The 21,771-nt window shown below is 71.4% G+C and carries 18 protein-coding genes; 7 read left to right on the plus strand and 11 right to left on the minus strand.

Annotated elements, in window-relative coordinates:
* Positions 1-79: 79 nt before the first annotated feature.
* The 4 genes from IPH07_12385 to IPH07_12400 all read left to right on the plus strand — a co-directional run bounded on the left by IPH07_12385 (position 80) and on the right by IPH07_12400 (position 6,308).
* On the plus strand, positions 80-1,735 hold the full coding sequence (locus tag IPH07_12385; protein ID MBK6918191.1) for a cation:proton antiporter: 1,656 nt from the start codon (positions 80-82) through the stop codon (positions 1,733-1,735).
* A gap of 239 nt (positions 1,736-1,974) precedes the next feature.
* Positions 1,975-2,673: a sigma-70 family RNA polymerase sigma factor gene (locus tag IPH07_12390; GenBank protein ID MBK6918192.1), complete on the plus strand. Its 699-nt coding sequence runs from the start codon at positions 1,975-1,977 to the stop codon at positions 2,671-2,673.
* 27 nt (positions 2,674-2,700) lie between these two features.
* The gene (locus tag IPH07_12395) at positions 2,701-5,403 is read left to right on the plus strand and encodes a serine/threonine protein kinase (protein MBK6918193.1); all 2,703 of its coding nucleotides are present in this window, start codon (positions 2,701-2,703) and stop codon (positions 5,401-5,403) included.
* Between the two features lie 284 nt (positions 5,404-5,687).
* Positions 5,688-6,308 (plus strand): hypothetical protein, encoded by a 621-nt coding sequence (locus IPH07_12400; GenBank protein MBK6918194.1) that lies wholly within the window; start codon positions 5,688-5,690, stop codon positions 6,306-6,308.
* Between the two features lie 63 nt (positions 6,309-6,371).
* Here the strand turns inward: IPH07_12400 and IPH07_12405 are convergent, their stop codons facing one another.
* The 3 genes from IPH07_12405 to IPH07_12415 form a co-directional block, all read right to left on the minus strand.
* The gene (locus IPH07_12405) at positions 6,372-7,868 is read right to left on the minus strand and encodes an RNA polymerase sigma factor (GenBank protein MBK6918195.1); all 1,497 of its coding nucleotides are present in this window, start codon (positions 7,866-7,868) and stop codon (positions 6,372-6,374) included.
* A 75-nt stretch (positions 7,869-7,943) separates the two neighbouring features.
* Entirely contained in the window at positions 7,944-9,473 is a 1,530-nt protein-coding gene (locus tag IPH07_12410) for a transglycosylase SLT domain-containing protein (protein ID MBK6918196.1), read from the minus strand.
* Complete coding sequence (locus IPH07_12415; GenBank protein ID MBK6918197.1) at positions 9,470-9,862, minus strand: BlaI/MecI/CopY family transcriptional regulator; 393 nt, start codon at positions 9,860-9,862, stop codon at positions 9,470-9,472. Before IPH07_12415 ends, IPH07_12410 begins: the two co-directional genes overlap by 4 nt.
* A 107-nt stretch (positions 9,863-9,969) precedes the next feature.
* Here IPH07_12415 and IPH07_12420 point away from each other — a divergent pair, with 107 nt between their 5' ends.
* Positions 9,970-10,671, plus strand: coding sequence for a hypothetical protein (locus tag IPH07_12420; GenBank protein MBK6918198.1), 702 nt, complete (start codon positions 9,970-9,972; stop codon positions 10,669-10,671).
* 1,370 nt (positions 10,672-12,041) lie between these two features.
* Here the strand turns inward: IPH07_12420 and IPH07_12425 are convergent.
* The 4 genes from IPH07_12425 to IPH07_12440 form a co-directional block, all read right to left on the minus strand.
* Positions 12,042-13,277, minus strand: a complete 1,236-nt coding sequence (locus tag IPH07_12425; GenBank protein ID MBK6918199.1) for a hypothetical protein — start codon at positions 13,275-13,277, stop codon at positions 12,042-12,044.
* A gap of 115 nt (positions 13,278-13,392) precedes the next feature.
* Complete coding sequence (locus IPH07_12430) at positions 13,393-14,505, minus strand: hypothetical protein (protein ID MBK6918200.1); 1,113 nt, start codon at positions 14,503-14,505, stop codon at positions 13,393-13,395.
* Between the two features lie 48 nt (positions 14,506-14,553).
* A complete protein-coding gene (locus tag IPH07_12435; protein ID MBK6918201.1) occupies positions 14,554-15,297 on the minus strand; it encodes an FkbM family methyltransferase in 744 nt (247 codons plus the stop codon).
* A gap of 100 nt (positions 15,298-15,397) precedes the next feature.
* Positions 15,398-15,688, minus strand: a complete 291-nt coding sequence (locus IPH07_12440; protein MBK6918202.1) for a Uma2 family endonuclease — start codon at positions 15,686-15,688, stop codon at positions 15,398-15,400.
* Between the two features lie 42 nt (positions 15,689-15,730).
* Between IPH07_12440 and IPH07_12445 the strand changes: the two genes are divergently transcribed.
* Together IPH07_12445 and IPH07_12450 are read left to right on the plus strand one after the other, a co-directional pair.
* On the plus strand, positions 15,731-16,972 hold the full coding sequence (locus tag IPH07_12445; GenBank protein MBK6918203.1) for a DUF1513 domain-containing protein: 1,242 nt from the start codon (positions 15,731-15,733) through the stop codon (positions 16,970-16,972).
* Complete coding sequence (locus tag IPH07_12450; GenBank protein ID MBK6918204.1) at positions 16,966-17,556, plus strand: hypothetical protein; 591 nt, start codon at positions 16,966-16,968, stop codon at positions 17,554-17,556. Before IPH07_12445 ends, IPH07_12450 begins: the two co-directional genes overlap by 7 nt.
* Positions 17,557-17,615: 59 nt before the next feature.
* Here IPH07_12450 and IPH07_12455 read toward each other — a convergent pair whose 3' ends face one another.
* The 4 genes from IPH07_12455 to IPH07_12470 form a co-directional block, all read right to left on the minus strand.
* Complete coding sequence (locus IPH07_12455) at positions 17,616-18,170, minus strand: hypothetical protein (protein ID MBK6918205.1); 555 nt, start codon at positions 18,168-18,170, stop codon at positions 17,616-17,618.
* Between the two features lie 511 nt (positions 18,171-18,681).
* Positions 18,682-19,383 carry a hypothetical protein gene (locus IPH07_12460; GenBank protein ID MBK6918206.1) on the minus strand — a complete coding sequence of 234 codons (702 nt, stop codon included), beginning with the start codon at positions 19,381-19,383 and terminating at the stop codon, positions 18,682-18,684.
* 7 nt (positions 19,384-19,390) lie between these two features.
* On the minus strand, positions 19,391-20,368 hold the full coding sequence (locus IPH07_12465) for a restriction endonuclease (GenBank protein ID MBK6918207.1): 978 nt from the start codon (positions 20,366-20,368) through the stop codon (positions 19,391-19,393).
* A gap of 210 nt (positions 20,369-20,578) precedes the next feature.
* Positions 20,579-21,730, minus strand: coding sequence for an endonuclease/exonuclease/phosphatase family protein (locus IPH07_12470; GenBank protein ID MBK6918208.1), 1,152 nt, complete (start codon positions 21,728-21,730; stop codon positions 20,579-20,581).
* Between the last annotated feature and the right edge of the window lie 41 nt (positions 21,731-21,771).

Here is a 21,771-nt window from a genome sequence, read left to right on the forward strand (position 1 = left end):
CGTGCACGCGCGCGCCGAGGAAAATGAGGTCGTCGGGGTGGCCATCGCGGGCCCATCGTGGCAGACAGGGGCCGCCACGATGATCGAGCACGTCGAAGTCCAGGTCTTGCTGCTGTTGTTGGTGGCCACGGTGGTCGGCATGGGCGCGCGACGGCTGCGGCTGCCGTACACGCTCGCGCTGGTGGTCGCGGGCGTGGGCCTGGGCCTGATGCGCCTGGGCGTGCTATCGGATGTCGAGCTCAACGCCGACCTGCTGCTGCTGCTGCTGCTGCCGGCGCTGCTGTTCGAGGCCGCGTTCCACATCGACTTCCGCGAGTTCCGCCGCAACTTCGTGCCGATCTTCGTGCTCGCCGTGCCGGGCGTGCTCGCGGCCGCGGCTGCGACCGCGGCGCTGCTCTACGTCGGCATCGGCATGACCGGCGTGATGGCGGGGTTCGGCTGGCGCGAGGCGCTGCTGATGTCGGCGGTGCTGGCCGCGACCGACCCGGTCTCGGTGCTGGCCTTGTTCAAGCAGTTCGGCGTGGCCAAGCGGCTGTACCTCGTGGTCGAGGGCGAGTCGCTGCTCAACGACGGCGTGGCGGTGGTGCTGTTCGTGATCATCACCGGCGTGTACGGGCTCGAGAGCCACGGCGCCGCGCTCGGCCCCGACGATGGCCTGTTGCCGTTCGCATTCGAGACATTCTTCCGTATGGGCTTGGGCGGCGCGCTGGTCGGCGTGAGCTTGGGCGGGGCGTTCTCGTTCATCACGCGCCAGATCGACGATCACCTCATCGAGACCACGTTGACGACGCTGCTGGCCTACGGCTCGTTCCTGGTCGCCGAGATGCTGCACACCTCGGGCGTGCTCTCGACGGTGTTCGCCGGCATCGTCGCGGGCTCGTACGGTGCCCGCGTGGGCATGAGCGCGTCGAGCCGCAACGCGGTGGAGGACTTCTGGGAGTACGGCGCGTTCCTGGCCAACTCGTTCATCTTCCTGCTGGTCGGGCTCGAGCTCGAGCCGATGGGTCTGGTCACCGAGGGCGCGGCGATCCTGGTCGCGTTCATCGCGATCGTGATCGCGCGTGGGGTCGTGATCTACCTGAGCGTGCCGATCGCAAACCGCTTCGCGCAGCCGATGCCGCCGTCGTGGAAGGCGGTGCTGTCGTGGGGCGGCCTGCGGGGCTCGCTGTCGATGGTGCTGATCCTGACGTTGCCGGTCGACTTCGCACCGCGCGGCGTGCTGGTCACGCTGGTGTTCGGCGTGGTCGGCGTGTCGCTGTTCGTGCAGGGGCTCACGATGGGCCCGCTGCTGCGCAAGCTCGGCCTGCTCGAGGGCAAGCACCGCCACGACGCCTACGAGCGCGCGCGCGCGACCAGCATCATGGCCCGCCGCGCGCTGCACGAGCTGGCCGCGCTCGAGCGCGAGGGTCTCGTGCAGGCGGCGGTCGCCGAGCGACTGCGGGCGTGGTACGGCGAGCGCGAGCAGCACGCCGAGCGCGAGGCCGCCGAGGCGCTCGGGGCCGCGCAGTTCGGCGAGCAGCTCGCCGAGGCGATCCGGCGCCTCGCCGAGGCCGAGCGCGCCGGCGTCCGCGAGGCCGAGCACAACGCGATCGTCGACATCGAGGTCGCCGAGCGGCTCGATCGCGAGCTGGTGCTGCGACTGGCGGCGCTCGATCGGCTCGAGGGCACCGCGCCCGAGCAGCTCGAGGACGCGCTGCGGGCGATCCTCACGCCCCGCGACGCCGACGCGTCGTGACGCGCGTCGGCGTCGATCGTGACGACGACACCGACCACGCGCTCGCGGGGTGCGTGCAACTCTCGCTCACGTCCCCGCAGCGCGTCGGTGCCCCGCGCGCGGCGAAATCGCCCGCATCGTCCCGCGGTGCACGGCCGCCGCCCCGCCGGGCGCAAGTCGACCAGCTTTCGTTCGTCGCCGAGTGAACCCCCGGCCCCGACCCGGTCGCTCCCGGCGCTCCGCATCCCGCTTCGAACCCCTTGGGCGCAGACCATGGCGAACGGCGAGCCCGGGCGCGACGTGAGGCGGAGGCCGCAGTATGCTCGGTGACGGCGGTGACGAGCAGCGACGCGAGCGATCATGAAGTGACCGACCACGCGTTGTTGCAGCGGTGGCGGCATGGGGATGCGAAGGCAGGAGCCGACCTGTACGATCGCTACGCCGCCAGCCTGCATCGGTTCTTCCGCAGCAAGATCTCGGGGTCGGATGCCGACCTCATGCAGCAGACCTTCCTCGCCTGCCTCGAGCATGCGGATCGGATCACGACGCCGAGCGCCCGCGCCTACCTGTTCGCCGTCGCGCGCAACCTCGTCGGCTCGCACTACCGCGGACGCGCCGCGGTGCCGCTCATCACGTCGGTCGCGGCGCTCGATCCGTCGCTGTCCTCGGTGGTGCAAGCCAAGCAGACCTCACGGGCGCTGCTCGAAGCGCTGCGCCGGATCCCGCTCGACGATCAGATCCTCATCGAGTTGCACTACTGGGAGCGGCTGACGACCACCGAGCTCAGCATCGCGCTGGGGCGGCCGCAAGGCACGATCAAGACACATCTGGTTCGCGCCCGCGAGCGCCTCGAGGCGGAGCTGGCTGCGGTGATGCGCGATCCCATCGCAGCTGCGTCGACCATCGATGGCCTCGCGGGTTGGGCCGCCGAGGTGCGGGCGCAGCTCGATGCAACCTGAGCGGCGACGGGCGTTACACTGCCGCCGGTGAGCAGCGGCACCGAGCGAGGGGTCGACGAGGCGCTCGGGCTGTCCGACACCACGCTCCGGCGGGCGCTCGAGGACGACGCCGCGGACGCGGTGACGGACGCGGAGGTGCGCCAGGCGTTGTTCGGGGTGAGCTCAGCGCCGATGCTCGTCGGTCGCTTCGTGACGCTGCAGGTGCTCGGCCGGGGGAGCTTCGGCACGGTGTACCTGGCGTACGATCCGCGACTGGATCGTCGGGTTGCGCTCAAGGTCCTCACGGTGCGCGGGCGCGAGGACAACATCGAGTTGCTGCGGGAGGCGCGGGCACTCGCGCAGCTCGAGCACCCGAACGTGGTCACGATCTTCGATGCCTTCGAGACGGCGCAGGGGCTGCCGGCGATCGCGATGGCGTACGTCGAGGGGGTCACCGCCCACCGCAGACTGCTCGAGCGTGATCCGCCTCCCCCGTTGCGCGAGATCGTCGACGTGTTCGCTCAAGCCGCGCTCGGCATGGCGGCTGCGCATCGCGCCGGTATCGTTCACCGCGACTTCAAGCCCGACAACCTGATGGTGGGCGCGGACGGCACGGTGCGCGTGACCGATTTCGGGCTGGCCGTGCCAGTGTCGGAGACGCTCGAGTCCGCCGAGGCGCTCCTCGTCGGCACGCCGATGTTCCTGCCGCCCGAGACGTTCTCGGGGAAGGCCCAAGGGCCGGCAGGCGATGTCTACGCCTTCGGCGTCGCGCTGTTCTGGGCGGTGCAGCGCCGCCGACCGTTCTCGGAGACGACCGCGGCCGCACTCGCGCTCGCCAAGCGGTGCGGACCGCTGTACCTGCCCGCGCATCACCCGAGCTGGTTGCGGGCGATGGTCGAGCGTGCCACCGATCCCGATCCCCAGCTGCGTCCGAGCTTCGACGCCATCTGCCGCGAGCTCACGCGTCGGCGATCGCGTCCGCGGCGGTGGGGTCTACTCGCGGGGCTCGGCATCGCTGCCGTCGCGATCGCGCTGCCGCGCGGGACCAGCGGGACCGATTGCGACGCCGCCGGAGCCGCGGTCGACGAGGTCTGGGCACCGGCCGATCGTCAGCGGCTGCGCGACGCACTCGCCGCGATCGAGGTCGAGGGAGCGCGCGAGGTGGCGGACCGCGTCGTCGGTGCAGTGGATCGGTACACCGAGCAATGGCGTCCCGCGCGGCGAGAGGCCTGCTGGGCGGTCGCGCAAGCCGACCCGCGCACGGTCGCAGAGCAAGGCCAGCGCGCGGCATGCTTGGACGAAGGCATGGTGGCACTGCACGCGCTGCTCGCTGTCCTGCACGAGGCCGACCCCGCGATGATCCCCGTGGCCGACGACGCCCTCGCGGGCATGCTCGATGTGTCCACCTGCGCCGATCCGGACCGAACCCGGCACTTGTCGCCGTCGGAGGATCCCGACGTCGCTTCCGACGTCGCGCGTGCGCGACTGCAGCTGCTGCCGCTGCTGGCTCGGCTCCGGTTGACTCGCACCGCGGCGGACGAACGAGCCTTGCGCGCGCTGCTCGACGACCCGGTCGTTCCCCGCGCGCCCGCGTTGCGGGCCGAGCTCGAGCTACGCGTCGCGGACTACGCGAGGGTCACGCTGGATCTCGAGCAGCGCATCGAGTTTGCTCGACGGGGCGTCTTGTCGGCCGAGGAGCATCGTCTCGATGGATTGCTGCTGGAGAGCTTGTTGGTGCTCGGCGGCCTCGAGACGCTCGCCGGTCACTTGCCGCAGGCGCAGGACAGCCTGGCGCGGGCGCAGGCGTGGTCTCGACGGCTGCGGAGCGATCCGGCTGACCAAGCCGCGCTCGCACTGGCCCGCGGCCGGTTGCTGATGGTGAGCGGGCGGCCCGAGGCGGCGGCGGCCGTACTGGCCGAAGCCGCGGCGATCGGCGATACGCTCTCCTCGGTGCAGGTCGGCTTCAACGCCCGATTGCACTTGGCCACGGCGCACCGTGAGCTCGGGCGACCCCAGGAGGCGCTCGCGGTGTTGGAGTGGCTCGAACGTGAGCTCGCCAGCGACCCGGGGCTCGCGGCGCAAGGCACAGGCGCGGTCCTTGCGAAGCAAGCGCACGCGCGGCTCGATCTCGGCGATACGAGCGGTGCGCAAGACACGGCCGAGCGCGCGCTCGCCTGGCTGCGGGCCCGCGAGACACCGCGGAACGTCAACACCACCGGGATCCTCCACGTCGTGGGTGAGGTCCGCCGACGTTGCGGCCGACTGCGCGAGGCGGAGGCGGTGCTGCGCGAAGCATCGACGTTGACCGAAGAGCTCGGCTCGTCCAACCGCGACGTGGTGGACGACTCGCTCGCGCGGGTGCTGAGGGACCAGGAGCGCTTCGAGGAGGCGCTCGCGGTCCATCGCCGCGTGCTGGAGTGGCAACGCACGACCTTCGGCACGGAGGACGGGCGACTCACCTGGACGCGCGCCGACGTGGCTGAGGGCTTGCGGCTCGTCGGGCGTTGCGACCAAGCGACGCCGCTGGTGCAGCAGGCGCTGGAGGAGTGGGAGGCCCGCGACGAGTTCCGCGCGAGCGCGGCAGGGTTGCGCACGCTCGGGCAATGTCAGGCGGCCGCGGGCGACATCGAAGCGGCGCGCGCGAGCCTCCAACGGGCCCGCGAGCGTGCCGCCGGCGCCTCGGCGACGTCGGACGAACGCGACACGATGGCGGCGATCGAAACCGCCATTGCCGCGCTCGATCCACGCTGACCAGGCGCGGGCGCTCCGCGCTCGAGATCCCGTGTCGGACCCCGTGCCACCGACCCGCGCGTGGCCAGGAAGACGCTCGAGCACGTTGGCTTGACGAGCGACGCGCCGGAGGTTTGGCCGGCCCGGGGACCTCAGGAAAAAACACGGGCACCAACCAACCGTTGGCGCCTCAGCGCGATGTGGCTCTGGAGCGGCGAGGACGTCGGCATCGAGGCCCGACCAAGACAATCCTTGGCGAGCGATCAAGCACGTGGGTGCGCAGTGTACGAAAAGGGAGACTGCAGATGAAGTCGAGAGAACCAGTGAGGATTTCCGCCCGCATCGGGTTCGTCGCCTGCCTGATCGCAGCATGTAGCGGCGAGGCGGGAGACGACGCCATGTCCTTCAGGTCGCAAGACCTCGGCGGCGGCACCGACGACGACGACGGCACGGGCAGCGGCACCGACGACGATGGTACGATGCCCGCTGACGTTGGCGGGACGCAGTGCACCGTCTTGGAGTACCACGCTGAAGACGACCCGGAGTACAACCCCGAGGACCAGTACGAGATGGTCTGGGAGTGCGATGGGGAAGGCGCCGGCTACGACAGCGGCGACGACGCGTCAGGCTTCCAGGCCATCGACGGGACCATCGGGGGTACTTGCCAGTGGGTCTTGCGCAAGGTCGCCGCTCCGGTGACTTGCCTCGCGGCGGAGGTGGCCTGCAACGGCGAGGCGCTCTGTGAGATCATGGACCCCAAGGATTTCATCTGGGCGAGAAGGAACTGCTGCTACGACTACGTCGAGTGTCTGGGGCTGCACGACGACGTGCGATCCACCATCGGCACCAACGACCCCTGGATGCTCGCGTGCGGCCTGCGTGCCGCCGGCCTCGGACCTCCAGCCTTCCCCTCCGGCCCGGCGTGACCGCCGTGCGCCGCACGCCCGGTCGCAGCACCCACGCGTCGTGACGCGCGTCGGTGTCGATCATCAGTCGGGCTCGACCGGCTGCGGGTCCTCCGAGCCGGCCGCGCTCGTGCAGCGGTAGAGCTCGGCGCCGGCGGGATCGAAGCGGCAGACGAGCATCGCGTCGGCCGCGGTCTCGGGCTGAAACGGCACGGTCGGCCGCACGCGCTGCTGCAACGCAGCGACGGTGCAGCGCCCCCGCGCGCTGTCGGCGAGCTCGCCCCGCACCTGGGTGTTTCGCAGCGCCCCCGTGACCGGCTCGAAGTCCAGCTCGACCTCGATGGGGCCATCACCGCAGGCGCCGAGCGCCTGGGCGAGCGCGGGGGTCTTCGTCTTGTCGAGGTAGAGCGCCCGCAGCGGCCGCGGACCGACCACGTCGGCTTGGCCGTCGTCGATGCGGAACACGAAGTTGCGCGTCACCGCCATCGCGACGTCGGGTCCGACCCCGAGCAGGGTGTTGTCGACCCGGTGCACCGCGCCTTCGCGGGCGAGCAGCGTCTGCGTGACGCAATCGAGCTCGTCGGCGTCGAAGCCGTGGACCTCGGAGGTGTCGACGCGCTCGAAGCTGGTCGAGCCGTCGGGGTCGAAGCGCACGTGCAGCACCAGCCGAGCCGACGCCTCGCCGGCGCCGACGTGGCACGGCGCCGCGCGATGCCACCATTCGCGCATCCCCATCGAGAGCGCCAGCAGCGGGTGCTCGCCGCCGGTCGGGCCGATCTGCAGGGTGCCGTAGGGCGGCACGTCATCGTCGTCGTCGCTCGGGCCGGGAGACACGAGCGCAGGCGCAGGCCCGGGCGCCCCGCGGCGCGGCTCGACGGCGACCGCCGCGGGCAACGACGTCGCGCGCACGTCCTCGCCGTCCTTCGGCAACGCTCCGGGTGGCGTCGGCTCGGGCGCCTCCTCGACCCGCGCACCACAGCCGTGGGGCATCGCGGCGCCCAGCCACAGCACCGCGGCCGCGAGCACACCACCGGCCGCCAGCGGCTTGCTCGCCATCACGGCCGATGCCGCGCGCCCGCCCGGGCGGGGGACGAGCGGCGCGAGCACGGGCATCCACGCCGCGCGCCCGCCACCGGTGCGATCGAGCCGCGCCCGCAGCCGCGCGACGATGCGCGACAGCTGGGTGCGGATCGTCGAGGGTGGTCGCCCGAGCACGCTCGCGCACTCGGGCGTCGAGCGCCCCTCCCAGAAGCGCAGCTGCAACAGGCGACGGTCGTCCGCGGGCAGGCGCGCGAGCTCGTCGATCAGCTCGCGCAGCAGCTGCACGTGCTCGAGCGAGGGATCGCCCGGCGGTGCCGGCACCGCGGCCTGCCGTGCCAGCTCACGGCTGCGCGCGCGGTGCCGCGATCGCCAGCCGTTGCGCAGCACGGTGTGGAGCCACGGCCGCAGCGGGCGATCGTCCCGCGGCCCATGCCGCAGCGCCGCGGCGAGCGTGTCCTGCACGAGGTCGTCCGCGTCGGCGCCGTGCACGAGGGCGCCGGCGAGCCGGCGAAGGGCGGGGAGTTCGAGGTCGAGATCCATGCCCATCCCACGTCACCGACGGGCAGAGTGTCCCAAGAAAAATCGTCCGCGGGCGCCGCGGGCCCGCCCTTCCCTTCACAGCCGCGGCGCCGCGGCGGCGCCACGGGCCTGCCACAGCGCCACGACCACGTCCTTGTAGCGATCGGTCTCGTCGGGCAACGCCGCGCCGCCGAGCCAGGCATCGGCGCGCGCGCGGCCACCGTTGTACGCCGCGGCCGCGAGCGCGACGGTGTCGGCGTCGAGCTCGTCGCCGCCACCGTAGTCGTCGAGCAACTCGGCGAGGTGGTACGCGCCCAGATCGAGGTTGTACGCGGGGTCGTCGAGGCGGGCGTCGCTGTGCCCAGCGAGGCCGCGCTCGCGGGCGATCTTCGCCGCGGTCCCGGGCATCAGCTGCATGAGCCCGCGGGCCCCGGCCGGACTGCTCGCCCGCGCGTCGCCGCGCGACTCGACCCACGTCACGATCGCGAGCAGCGAGGGATCGATGCCATGGCGTGCGGCCGCCTCGGCGATCGCGGCCGCGTGATCGGCGAGCGGCTCGGCGAGCCACGGCACCGCGAGTCGCACGTCGGGTCGGCTCGGGCTCGCCGTGACATCCCGGGCTTCGTCGCGGGCGGCAAGCACGGGCGCGGGCTCGACGTCGTCGTGGGTGGCAACGCACGCGGGCACGATCACCGTCGGCGCGAACGCGAGGCCGATGCCGAGCCACGCCGTGATGGCGGCGGCACGCACGGGCGCGCAGGGGGCAGTGGCAGGGGCGTGCAACAGTCGATCGATGCGGGACATCAGGGACGCTCCATGGGCCGCGAGGGCCGGTGATGCGACGGCTCGCGCGCCCTCGAGTTCGGCGAGGCCGCGCGCGTAGTCGAGTGGATCGAAGAGCCGTGCGGTCGCGAGATCGTCACAGCAGTACTCACGCTCGATGCGCAGCCGTGCGCACAGCCACCGCACGGCCGGGTGGAAGAACAGCACCGCCTCGATGGCCGCGTGACACAGCTGCAGCAGGTAGTCGTGGCGCAGCACGTGGGCGAGCTCGTGGGCGAGCGCTGCCCGCATCGCCGCGGTGGGTACGCCCGCGACGCAGGCGAGCGGCACCAGCACCAACGGTCGTAGCACGCCGACCACGATCGGCGCGTCGAGACCGGCCAGCGCCGCGATGCGCACGCTGGCGCGCACGCCCATCTCTCGCGCGAGCTCGGCGAGCGCGTCGCTCCACCGAGGCGGCAGCTCCACCGCACGCCGTCGCCAGCGTGCGACGCCGGCGAGGCCGAGCCCGAGTCGCAGGCCGCGGTGGGCGGCACCGATGGACCACGCGACCAGCACCGCACCGCCCAGCAGCGTCATGGGCCCGGTGCGCGTGGCCGTCGTCGGGTCGATGTCCGCTGGCCGATGGGACCCGAGCGCCTGCCCCAGCAGCCACGCGTAGGTCCATGCGAACGCGAGCGCCATCGCCCACAGCAAGCCGTGCAGCACCGCGTAGCGCAGCGCGGCGTCGCGCGACGAGAGCGCGCGGGCAGCCCCGAGCGCGATCACGCCGAGCAGCGCGCCCTGCCACACGAAGTGCAGCAGCGCGAGCGCGAGTGCGTGCAGGGCTGCCGGCAACGTCATCGCGGCCTCCGCGGGCGCGCGGCCTCGAGGCGATCGAGCAGCGCGCGGATCTCCTCGAGCTCGTGCTTGCTGGCGGGCTGCGTCGACAGGGCCCGCATCACCAGATCCGCGGCGGAGCCGTCGAAGGCACGCTCGACGAGGTCGTCGATGAGCTGGCCCTGCACGGCCTCGCGGGGCTGCGCCGCACGATAGACGTGGGTGCGCTCGCGCTCGTCGCGGAGCACGAGGCCCTTGGTCGCCATGATCTGCAGCAGCTTGAGCACCGTCGTGTAGCCGGTGCTTCGGCGGGTCTCGAGCACCTCCTGCACCGCGCGCACGGTGCTGGGACCACGGTCCCAGAGCACGCCGAGGATCTCGGTCTCGGCCGCCGTCGGTTTCGGTGCGCCCATGCTCGAGCGTGATTCTACGAAGCTCCTCGTAGTTGTCAACGAAAGTCTTCGTAGATATCGCCGACGGTCGTGCGCGGCGGCGCGAGGATGGCCGCGGGAGGACCCCGATGCGAGCCCGCGAGACGGATCACCGGCCCGGCGCCCACTCACCGGGCATGACGATGATCTGCGCTCGCGCCGTCGCCCTCGCCCTGCTCGCCGCCGGGCTCGCCGCCTGCGACCCGGGCCCCGGCTCCAGCCCCGGCCCGGGCACCCAGGACGACGGCAACGACGACGACGACGGCAACGACGACGGCAACGACGACCCTGGCGATGTGTACATCCGTGCGCTCGACATCGGCGACTTCACGTGGTCGGAGACCATCATCTACGAGTGGGGCGACTGCACCACCACGCGCACGCTCGAGGGCGAGGGCAACGGCGACTGCAGCGTCGGCACGCTCGGCGTCGGCATCCCGCAGACCGATGGCTCCAAGGTCGCCGGCGGCATCGGGCTATGCGGCAGCCTCACGATCACCGACGTGACCACGCCCGCGTCGTGCGACCTCGACGACACCGTGACGATGGAGAAGACCGCCGTGGCTCAACTCGCGCTCGGTGCCCCGAACGCCGACGACCCGATGACGCTGACCTCGAAGCACGACTGCCCCGAGTTCACGCTGTCGACCACGGTGGTCGCCGCGAGCGCGCTGAAGTCGATCGGCGCCACGCAGACGTTCGTGCTCGACGCGTCGGTCGACGCCGACTGCGATAGCGGCACGCTGCACCGCGAGGTGCACGCACAGGTCGACGTGGTGGTCGGGCAGTAGCGCCACGAACACCAAGCACGCACGCTCCAAGTCCCTACGCATGCGAGCGCCAGGACAGCTCCGCTCGCGCAACCCAGGAACGTTCGCGTCTTGTCCGACGACGGCTCGACCGCGGGGCTTTCGCGAACGCGACAGTCAGCGACGGCGCGGGCGCGCTACCGCGGCGGACAGATCGCGCCCTCGGGATGCGGCCTGGCCCTCCGGCACCGGTGCGAGGCTTGGGTCGGGCGCGGGGCAGCTACCCGCCGGCGCCCCGGTGTCGGTCGCGGTGTCGCCGTGCGTGTCATCGACGACCGCACCGCAGCCGCATGCGAACGCGAACGCCACGAGCGATCCACGAACGCTGGGCAAGCTCACCACCGCTGGGATCACCCTAGCAGAGCGTCCGCGCGTCCGCGTCGACGTCATTGCAGCATCGCCGACGTGCAGATACCGGTCTGCCTCAGGCTTCCGCAGCCGGGCGCGTGCCCGGGCTCGAACCACGGTTCGCAGTGCGTGCCCGGCAGCAGCGACGAGCATGCGTCCGGCGCTTCCGTGTCGCACAACGGCGAGCAGCAGCCCGTTGCTCCCCCTCGGCGCAGCCGGGCAAGCGTTGCGCGGACGTGCACACCAGCCCCGCCGCGCAGACCTCGTTCCCGACTGAGCAAGGATCACCGACCGACGCTGGCGGGTCAGCGCGGGTCGGCAAGCACTGGAACGCGCCCCACGCCGGCGCGCAAGCGGCCCCCGGGTTGTCGCAATCCTGCGCGAGCGGATCACACGTCGTGAGACACAGCGCGAGCGTCCCAGGACTCGCGATCGAGCAGGCGCGACAGGGATCGGCGCACACGGGTGCGGCCTCGGTACCCTGACACAACGGCACGCAGGTGCCGATGAGCTCGCGATTCACATCCCAACAAAGCAGACCGCGATCACAGTCGTCGAACCCCCACATGCCGAGCCCCGCGATGGTGCAGGCTTCATCGGCCTGGCGGGGATCGGCAGCGATCGAAACGCATTGGGTCGGGCCCCACAATCCGTCGATCTCGACCGGTGTGCATTTCTCGCCCGACGGACAATCCTGCGCCCAGACCTCACACGTTCGCGCGGAATCCCCGAGATCCGCGGAATGCACGATGCTCGCGCCGGCAGAGCCACCGGCCGAGGACGAATCGTCGGCGCTTCCATGGGTGCTCGTTTTACCGGTCACGACCGCGTCGGTGGTTGCCGCTGTGCCGGTCGTCGTAGCCATCGCGACGTCCCCGTGATTGCCTCTGGAGCAGCCGGTCCACGCCAACCACGCGAGGCTCGCCGCCATCGCTGGAGCTCGCGCGGCCGCACGGACGCCAGCGCGGACGACGACGCGCGACACCACCAGCGATCGCGCGTATTCAGCCATCGAGCGCACCCAGGATCCGGAGCATCGCGTCGACCTCGCCGTGGGCAGCCCAGTATAGGTCCTCTGCCTCGGACTCGGACTCGTCGAACCAGTCGTCGGCGGCGGCGTTCGCCGCCGACTCCGGCACTTCACTCCGAGCCAGCCGTGCCTCCGCGTCCGCGAGTCGCGAGCGCAACGCGTCGATGTACGCCGGCGCAGAAGCGCCGACCGACGCTTCTGCGAGGCATCGCAACAACTCGGGGGTCACCACCAGCGCGCGGCCGAGCTCGCTCGCGCACGTCATCGCCAACAGCTGATCCCGTGCCCACGGTGGGTATGGGCCGGTGGTGACGGCCAACACCAACTCCGGCTCGGCCTCCGACAAGAGGTGGGCCACGTGCCCGAATGCAACGCGGCGATGGTGCCGCGCCCACGCCGCGAGGACTTCGCCGCGAAGCCGCGCATCCGAGAGCACCGGCAGCAGCTCTGCGTAGCCATCGCTGCGCGCCCACAGGCCGAACACGCACGCGCGCACATTCGCGTCGACCTCGCTGCGCAGGCGGGCGACGAGGTCGGCCCTGTCCCCACGATCGCTCGCCGACCACAACGCGAACGCTCGCGCCCGGACGGACGCATGCCACCGGTGTTCGTAGGCCGAAAGCGGCGGTGCACCGCTGGCCTGCCACAGCGCTTCGGCGGCGCCGCGGACGTCGGAGGCGGGATGATCGGCATGGCGCCGAACCATCGCGCGCACGCGGTCGATCGGCAGTGGAGGAACGAGCTGTAGCAGCGACACGAGCACCGCACTGGAGCGCTCGCACGCCAGTCGCGCGACCAACACGTCGACTACGCGATCGCGGTCACGCGCGACCCTCCACAGCAGCGTCGCCGCCGCGGCTCGCACGCTCGCGCAGGGGTCGAGCACGGCGAGCGTCTCGAGCAGGTCGAGTGACTGCACGGCCGCGAGGTTCACCAACAGCAACAGCCGCACACCATCGTCCGGCGGTGTCGTGGGCAGCGACTGCTGCCGCAGCATCACCCGCCAGCACGCAGCGAGACGACGGTCGGGATCCTCGTCGTCGATCGCGGACTCCAGCTCGGCGTCGGTGAGCGCCGAGAATGCCGCATGCACTGCTGCCCGCCGCGCGTCGTCCCCGGGCTCGCTCGCCTGCACGACTTCTTCGTGCGGGCCTTGCTCTCGCAGCGACGCCGACTGCTCGGCGATGGCACGAACACGAGACTCGTCCATGAGGTGCTCCGTCCTGCAGCTTGGCAGACGCGCCCGGTGCAAGCGAGCCGCGCGACACCTGCCCCGTCGATGCGCACGGTCCTGCGCGCACGCGGGCGCGGGACCGCCCGCCAGCTCACCCCGCGGGCGGGATGTTGGCGCAGGTCGAGCCGATGACCTCGGCGAGCGCGGTGCCGAGCACGCCTTCGAAGTCCGGTGTCATGCCGAACTGCAGGTTGATCCACGACGGCGGCGCGGCGCCGAAGCCATTCATGAAGTCGTAGAGCCGGGTGTTGGTGTTGCCGGGCTGGTCGTAGCACTGGCCCGCGATCGCACCGGTGGTGATGATGCACATGTCGCCGCAGGCCGACTTCGCGTCGCTGACGATGTCGATGAAGTCCTGGGTCGCAATCGCGGGCGGCGAGAGATCGGGGGAGTCGGACAAGAGGAACAACACCAGCACGCCCTGCTCGCGCATGAAGCCGGCGTTGTAGGTGGCGTTGGCGTCGTGGAAGGGATAGGCCGCGCCGGCGACCACGGTCTCGGTGTTCGAGTGCTGCGCGGAGCCGTCGATCGCGCCCATCAGCGCGCCCTGGAACCAGGTCTTCAGCGCTGCGGGGTCGGCATCGGTGGTGAAGTCGAAGTAACGCTGACCATTGTGCTCGAACAGCCGCCCTTGCTGGCCGTTCACGCCGTTGTCGGCGACGTCGGGTGGGTTCCACACGCCGTCGGTGAGCGCGGCTTCGCAGCCAGGCCCGCCCCACCCGCCGCCGTTGCCGGGGTCGTAGAAGCCCGTCGCCCGCGTGACGCCGACGTGAAGCGAGGTGCCTGGGGGCAGCGCGCCGATCATCTCGTTCACGAAGGTGTCGAACGCGGCCACCGTCGGCGCGGCGTGCTCCTGCATCGAACCGGAGTTGTCGACCACGAACACGATGTCGACGGCAGTGCAGCCACAGTCGGGATCGCCGGCGTTGCAATCGCTCGCGAGATCGCTGCCGGTACCGACGTCGAACTTCGCACCCTCACCGGAGCTCGAGGCCTCGCCCGCACTCGAGTCGGCCGGGCCCGCGCTGGTGCCGGCCGACGTGAGCGTGGCGCTCGCGCTCGCGTCGGTCTCGGTCGCAGTCGCGCTCTGGCTGCCGCCGAAGCTGCTGCTGCCGTTCTCGTCGCCGTCACCACACGCCCCCGCGAGCAACACCGCGGTGGGCAGCAAGCTGGCGCGTGACCTCGGTGCGTTGCGCTCGCGCATGCCGTCGATCGTACACCACCGTCCGCCGGCCGCGGGAAGTGCCGCGCGTCACCGCTCGCGCAGCGCGACCACGTGCAGCGACTTCACGGACCCGGGTGCACCCTGGCCCTGCGCCGCGCGTGCCTGCGCCCACGGGATCTGCGACCAGTCGAGGCGCTCGTCGATCGGCACCGCGCGCCACGGCCCATGCGGATCGCCAGCGCTGCGTCCGGCGGCGCGCACGTCGAAGCCCGCCCGGCGTAGCCGGCCGATCACACCCTGCAGCGGCCGCGAGCCGTCGACCAGCATGTGCAGCTCGAGCAACCACGCGCACACCCCTGGCATGGCCTCGAGCGCGTCGTCGAGCACCGCGTACTCGTGGCCCTCGATGTCGAGCTTCACCACCGTCGCGTCGGGCACGGCGTCGACCAGGCGCAGGCACGGCACCTCGATCCGCACCGCCCCGCCATCGCGCACGCCGGCCACCGCGCTCGACCAGCCATCGTCGAAGCGAGCCACCCGCAGCGCCAGCGTGCCGGCGTGATCCGAGATCGCCACGCTGCGCACCGACCAGTGCGCGTGGCCACCGGCCGCGATGCGAGCCTCGATGCGCGCGACGTTGGAGCGCAGCGGCTCGATCGAGATCACCCGACCTTCGCGACCGACCGCCGACGCAAAGCCCTCCGAGAGCGCACCGACGTGCGCACCGACGTCCGCCACCACCGCGCCCACGAAGCCCTCGCGCAGGCCGTCGGCGCGACGCAGGAGCGACGCGTACCAGGCGAGCTGCCGATCGGTGGACGCGTCGGTCATGGCCCATGCTCGCCCGGCATCGTTCGCGCACGCCAGCGTCGTCGCGCGCCGCTATGGCGCGGGCGCCAGCGGGTCGAGGTAAACCTCGCACACGGGCAGGTCACAGCCGATCGAGCTCGAGCGCGTCGCACACGACGCTCACGTCGGGGTAGGTCGCGAGCCCGGTTGCTCGCACGCGGATGCGGAGGTCGGACCCGAACACGCGGCACGGCCGTCCGCGCAGGCCCTCGCGCAGGAGACTCGCGACATTCACCGCGATCGCGGCGCGACTCGGCGAGCCGCCCGCCATCGCCCACACCTGTCCGTCGCAGAACTCGTGACGCACGGGGCTGATTGCCTCGAGCGCGAGATACTCGGTGAAGCTGTAGCGCTGTCGAGCCGCGAGCGTCACGGTGTCCAGCGTAGCACGACGGTGCTCGGGTCACGGTGTACGATGCCGTCCGTGTCGATGCACGAGCCCGGCGCCCACGGCACCCTCGGTCACGCGTGGGCCGGCAGCGCTTGGCAGTCCGAGGGTCGCCGTCACTTCGCCATCGTCAGTCGCGACCTCGCCGACACCGCCGCGCCGCCGCGTGCGATGGCGATGCCCTTCTTCGCCCACGGGTTCGTGCCCGATCCGAACGCGCCGGCGCGGGTGGCCGTGTTCGAGAAGCACGGCCCGGGCGCGGCGATCGTCGAGCTTCGCACGCTGACGCCCGAGCGCGCGCTCGACTGCGGACCCGAGCGCGAGTTCTACGGCCACGGCGCGTTCACCCGCGACGGCGCGCTGCTGTTCGCCACCGAGATCGTCAAGGACGCCGGGCGCAGCGGGCACGCTCGGCATCTACGACGGCACCACCGGAGCCCGCATCGGCGAGCTGCCCTCGGGTGGCGTCGCGCCGCACGACTGCGTGCTCGTCGACGGCGGCGCAGTGCTGGTCGTCGGCCACGGCGGCGGCGCGCTCGGCCAGGCCGACCCGCCGTGCGTGTGCTGGCTCGAGCTACCGAGCGGCAAGCTACTGCGCAAGCTGGTGCTCGACGACCCCCGCTTCGACGTCGGCCACCTCGCGATCGGCGACGACGGCGACCTCGCGATCGTGTCGGCCCCGCGCCACGGCACCATCGCCCCCGAGCGCAGTCGCGGCGGCCTCACGTTGGTGCCCCGTGGTCGGCCGCAGCACAGCGTCGATCACCGCGACGGCGAGTCGGAGCACCGTCGCGAGAGCGTCGCTGCGATGATCGGCGAGACCCTGAGCGTCGCGCTGCACGAGCCCACGCGAACGGTCGCCACCACCAACCCCGAGGGCCACCTGCTGGCGTTCTGGGACCTCGACGATGGCAGCCTGCGCGCACGCCTGCGCGTCCCCAACCCCCGCGGCGTCGCGCTCACCCTGGACGGCAACGAGTTCGTGGTGAGCTTCGGCATCCACGGCAAGCTCGCCCGCGTCGACGCCCGCACCTGCAAGCCGGTGGACGTTCCGGGCAACCGCGACGGCGTGCGCTGCGGCGCGACGGGCTCGCATCTGTTCGTGTACGACGTCGGGGCCGATGCGGACGCGATCGGCATCGAGCTGCCGGGGTGACAGGCGGCGGACGGACGCCGGCCGCCCACGCGCCCGCGTGCCCCCACCGGCGCAGGAGCGCGACCCCTCGCCGCGCGTGCAACGGCGGCCGCGCTGCTTCGTCTCCATGCTGATGTTCGCCCACGCCCGCGTCCGCGTCGCCTCGCTCGTCCTCTCGCTGTGTGGTTGTGGGCTCGTCATGCCGTCGGCGGACCAGCAAAAGGTCGCCGCCGCCTGTGGCGGCGAGGCCGTCGCGGGCACCAGCGCGCACGAGCGGAGCGGCGATGGCTTCGCGGTGTTCACTCGGCCGAGCCGCGATGCCCCGTACGAATGGAGCGTCGACGGGGTTCACTTCAAGCTGCGTCCTCCGAAGACGTTGGCCGACGTCAACACGGTGTTCTGCCTCGACGCGCCGGAGGAGGTCGCGCAGGGCGACTGTGACTTCGTCGAGTCCAGCGGCCTCGGCGTCGCAGGCGTGCAAGTCGTGGAGACGAGTCGCAGCAAGGGGCCGAGCTTCGCGCGCGTCGGTCAGCGTCGAACGGCACGCCTGGTGGATCCGTCGACCGGCAAGACGCTGGCGGAGCACACGATCACCACGGATGCTCCGAAGTGTGACGCAGCCATCGGCGAGCCGACGGCCGCCAGCTTTCGAGCGAACCCGCCAAGCGGTATCTCGTTCGCGAAGTGGGCGACCGCCGAGCTCGGGGTCTCGGAGTAGAGCTGGCGAACACCGTCGCGTTGGCATCCCGCCCGCGTTCGGGCGCGATCGGCTGGCGCTCACGCGTCGGTGCGCGACGACGTCACGAGACGGCCATCGGCTGGAAACACGGCGCAGTAGCCGTAACCCCGCACGAGCAACACGGGCATCGCCATGCCCACGCGCGGGGCCTCCGGGTGTCCGCCCACCGACAGTCCGATGCGATGCGCACCGCCTTCGTCGGCCGCGTGCAGGACGGCGCGGGTGATCGCGACTCCGCGGACCCACACGTGCTGGACGCTCTGCACGTGCGCGTCGACGAAGCTGCCCTCGCGGAACAGTCTCGCCGCGCCGGCCCGCCGGCGACGGACCCAGACGACAAACGGCACCCAGCCGCCGACGAAACCGCCGACCCAGAGCACCATCACCACCGCACGCGCGACCGGCCCCTGCTCGCCGCCGGTGATGGTGACGCCGACCAGCAACCCCAGCGTCGCGAAGCCACACGTGCAGCAGAACCACACCAGGCCGTAGGCGATGAAGCCCCACGTCGAGTCGACCCGTCGCGCGAGGCGGCGACACAGCGCCGTGGGGCGGGGCACCGGCGTCGCGCGCAGCTCCTCGAGCTCGGACATCCGTACACGAGCTTGCCACATCGTGCGGCCGCGAGGACGGCGGGGCGCGCGATGACGCGTGGACGGTTGCCGTGCGACTGCAAGAGCTCGCATCGGTCGCGATCGCTCATGCTCGGCATCGGCGTTCCTCACCACACGGCTGCAGCGGACGGTCCGTCGTGGGGACTACCGCGGCTGCGCCATCGCCCGAATCCCAGACGTGAATGATGCACTGCTGCGCGGGCGAGTCGGTGACGACACGCGACCGTCCCACCATCAACCGCTGTACAATTCATCGTGCTACCGGAGAAGCGCAGCTTCAGGCCAGTCCTGCAGCCGTTCCGGCACTTGAATCGTTGGCCGTGCCGCGCCAGATTGGAGCGACCGTTGGAGAAGTCCTGCTTCAGCCGCGCACCCGCATCGAATCGGAACTCGGGCGTGACGGTCAAGTCACCAGCATCGCAGAGACGATGGGTGTCGGAGCACGGGACCAGGCCATCGGTGTTCGCGACGTAGCCGTGCACGAGGGTGGCTAATGCGCATCACCCACGGGTTCGCGCCAGCGAACCCTATCGCGAACGAACGCTGCGAGAATCTCTCGACCGCAACGCCCCTCGTACTTGTCCGAGCGGCGGTTCCACCACGCGCTGGAGGGGTGGCACGTGACGACGATCGGCATCTCCAGCCGTTCGAGGAGTTGGCACTTCTTCGCCGCGAGTCGTGAGACGAAGGCGATCGCCCGCGGCTGCAGGTCCGCGATGCGGTGTTCGAACAGCACGTTGGCGAGGTCGAAGTCCTGCTCGGTCAGATGACCTCGAAGGGAGTCGTGTTCGCGTGCGGGACGGAGGAAGAAATTGAAGATGGCGACGTCATCGGCGACGTCACGGGCCATCGGGTACCCGGGTCCGGCTTCATTGATCACCTCGAAGGCGTTCTTCCAGATCCAGTGGGCCTTGTTGGCGAAGTTCGTCGCGCACGCGCGTGACACTGCACCCGCGGTGTCGATCCACCGCCGCCATTCGCCCTGGGCCCCGGTGCACCGGAGTTCCTCCGCGGCGAGCGTCTCCTGGCTCCCCTGATACCAGGTGGCGGCGTCGAGGTGCTGCGTGGCCTGCTCCGGGAGATAGTGGCTCTCACCGACCAGCAGTAGTCGCGGTCGACCGCCCGCCTCGTAGTGCTGCCCCTCGTACGGCTTCATGCTCGGGTAGCGCGCGTAGAACTGCTCGGGGGTCATGAGTACCTCACTCGTCGTCGAAGTAGTCCGAGTCGACGTCGGGCAGGTAGACCGGCCGCCGCGTGACGCCGACGCCGTACTCGATCATGAGCTCGGCGAGGGTCTGACCATCGACGAGCACGATCGTGTCGGAGACGGAGGTGGCGAAGTCATGGGCCTCGCGAGTGAATCGCGAGGTGGTGATGAAGACGCCCTTGTTGGCGTGGCGCCCGTGCAGCGCGCCGAAGAAGCCCTGGATCTCCGGCCGCCCGACGTTGTTCTGCCAGCGCTTGGCCTGGATGTAGACCTTTTCGAGTCCGAGACGATCGAGGGAGATGATGCCGTCGATGCCGGCGTCGCCGGATCCCACCACGCGACGCAGGTCGTCGCGGGCGGTGCCATAGCCCATCTTCTGCAGGAGGTCGGACACGACGAACTCGAAGAACCGCGGTGTGCCGGCCTGCAGGCGATCCAGCAGCTGCTCGACGACCGACTGCTTGAGCACGCCCAGGGCGTGGTCGATCTGCTCCTCGGGCGTGGTCTGGTCGCCGCTGCTGCTGCCGGCGCTCACGCTCTCGGCGGCCTCGCACGGCAACGGCGGGAGTTCGCTTGGTCCGGGCGCGAGCACGCCATCCGAGGCGACGCGACTCTGTCCGGTGGCACGCATCAGCGTGGCGGTGTCCTCCGCCGTGAGCCCATCGGGCCGCGCGGCAATGTACGCACGTCCCTCCGGCGTCAGGCCCCAGGTCCCCGGAAGGTCGGCACGGACGAGCCCGGCGTGCTTGAGGTGCTGCAGCGCCCACCCGGTGCGGTGGGCATGCGTCGTCACCTTACCGCTCGGAATCCGCTGGTCGCGCGCCGCGGCATCGAGCCCGAGCCGTTCGGCGACGATGTCGATGATCTGGCGACGGTGCATTGCCCCGGGCACCGCAGCGAGGGTGCTGAGAATCGGCCAGAACCGATGGGGGATCTGTTTGATGGAGCTGGTGGTCGAAGTTTCGGTCATCTCCTGGGCCCGGCAGTGTAGGAGATTCGGGACCGCGCGATCGGTGAGCGAGACCGCAGGAGGTGGGGATGAATCGAAGCATCGAGTGACCATTCGATCTCTCGCGGAGCGTTCGCGCCCGCGGCCACCCAATGCCATCGGGGAACCCCTGCCACCGCGCTCGCGCAGCGCGAGCCCACACCCGCACGCGTCCCTGGGCGGTGCGTGATCTCAGTACCCGACCGCAGTCTCGAAGCGCGCACGCACCGGCCGGTGATCCGTCACCTCACCCACGTAGTCCCCACCACCCCAGGTCTGCTCGAGCGGCAGCACCTCGAGCTCGGGATCCCGCAGGTCCTCCAGCGCTTCCTCGGTCACGGCGATGTGATCGATGAGGCTGCGAAATGGCACGTAGGAGTACGCGCCGGTCTGCGCGGCCTCGGCGGTGAGGAACTCGACGCGGGCGGCGGCTTCGAGCAGCGGGCCGAAGACATTGGTGTCGGGGCCCTCTTCGATGCGGTCGTTCCAGTCGCCGAGCACGACGATGTCGGGCGTGAGCGCGCGGCGCTGGTCGATCCACGCGCGCAGCTTGGTGACGGCGTCGCGGCGGCGAGCCTCGTTGCTGGCGCCCGAGAGTGCCTTCAGGTGCACGACCACGAACACGACCTCGTGGGGGTCCACGGCGTCGTGCGGCACCATGGTGACGGCGAGCGGCGGACGGGGGAACGCGTCGGCGTCGTCGGTGAAGAGCTGCTCGACCGCGCGCAGCTCGAACGCGGCCTCGCGGTAGAGCAGCGCGACACGGGTGTCCGCGCGCTTGCCGAGCACGCGCGCGTACCCGGGCAAGGCGTCGACGACGTGCTGTAGCGCGGTGGTCGACTCGACCTCCTGCACGCCGACGAGGTCGGGCGCGAGCGAGCCCAGCAGCTCGACGACCGCGTCCTCGGTGGCGGCGGTCTTGGGGAAGTGCTCGAGGTTCCACGTCATCACGTCGAGCGTCGCCACGCAGCGCTCGGCCTCGTTGCAGGCGTACTCGGCCAGCGCGCGGCAGCTCGCGGGGCCGATCCACGGCACGGCGTCGAGCGCCGCGAGGTCGGCGATCGGACGCGCGGCGACGAGGTTCTGCGCGGCGCGCCGCGTCAGGCCCACGCCGCCGTCCTCGGCGGCGCGATCGAGCAGCTCGAGGTCCGTCGCCGCGTCGTTCACGAACGCGAGCACGCCGGTCGCCGCAGGCGAGGCCGCGTCGAGGCAAGCACCGTCGGCCTTGCCGGCGAGGAAGCCATCGTCGCGGCCGTCACCGCTCGACTCGGTGGGCTCCGCAGCAGCGGGCGAACAGGCGACGAGGAGTGCGAGCGAGGCGAAGGTCGATCGGAGGCTGGCCATGGCGTGCTAGACGGGGAGGCGCGCGACCCCGTCCGACCGAT

It is taken from the genome of Deltaproteobacteria bacterium (genome assembly GCA_016709225.1).
Classification (GTDB): domain Bacteria; phylum Myxococcota_A; class Polyangia; order Nannocystales; family Nannocystaceae; genus Xiheibacterium; species Xiheibacterium phototrophicum.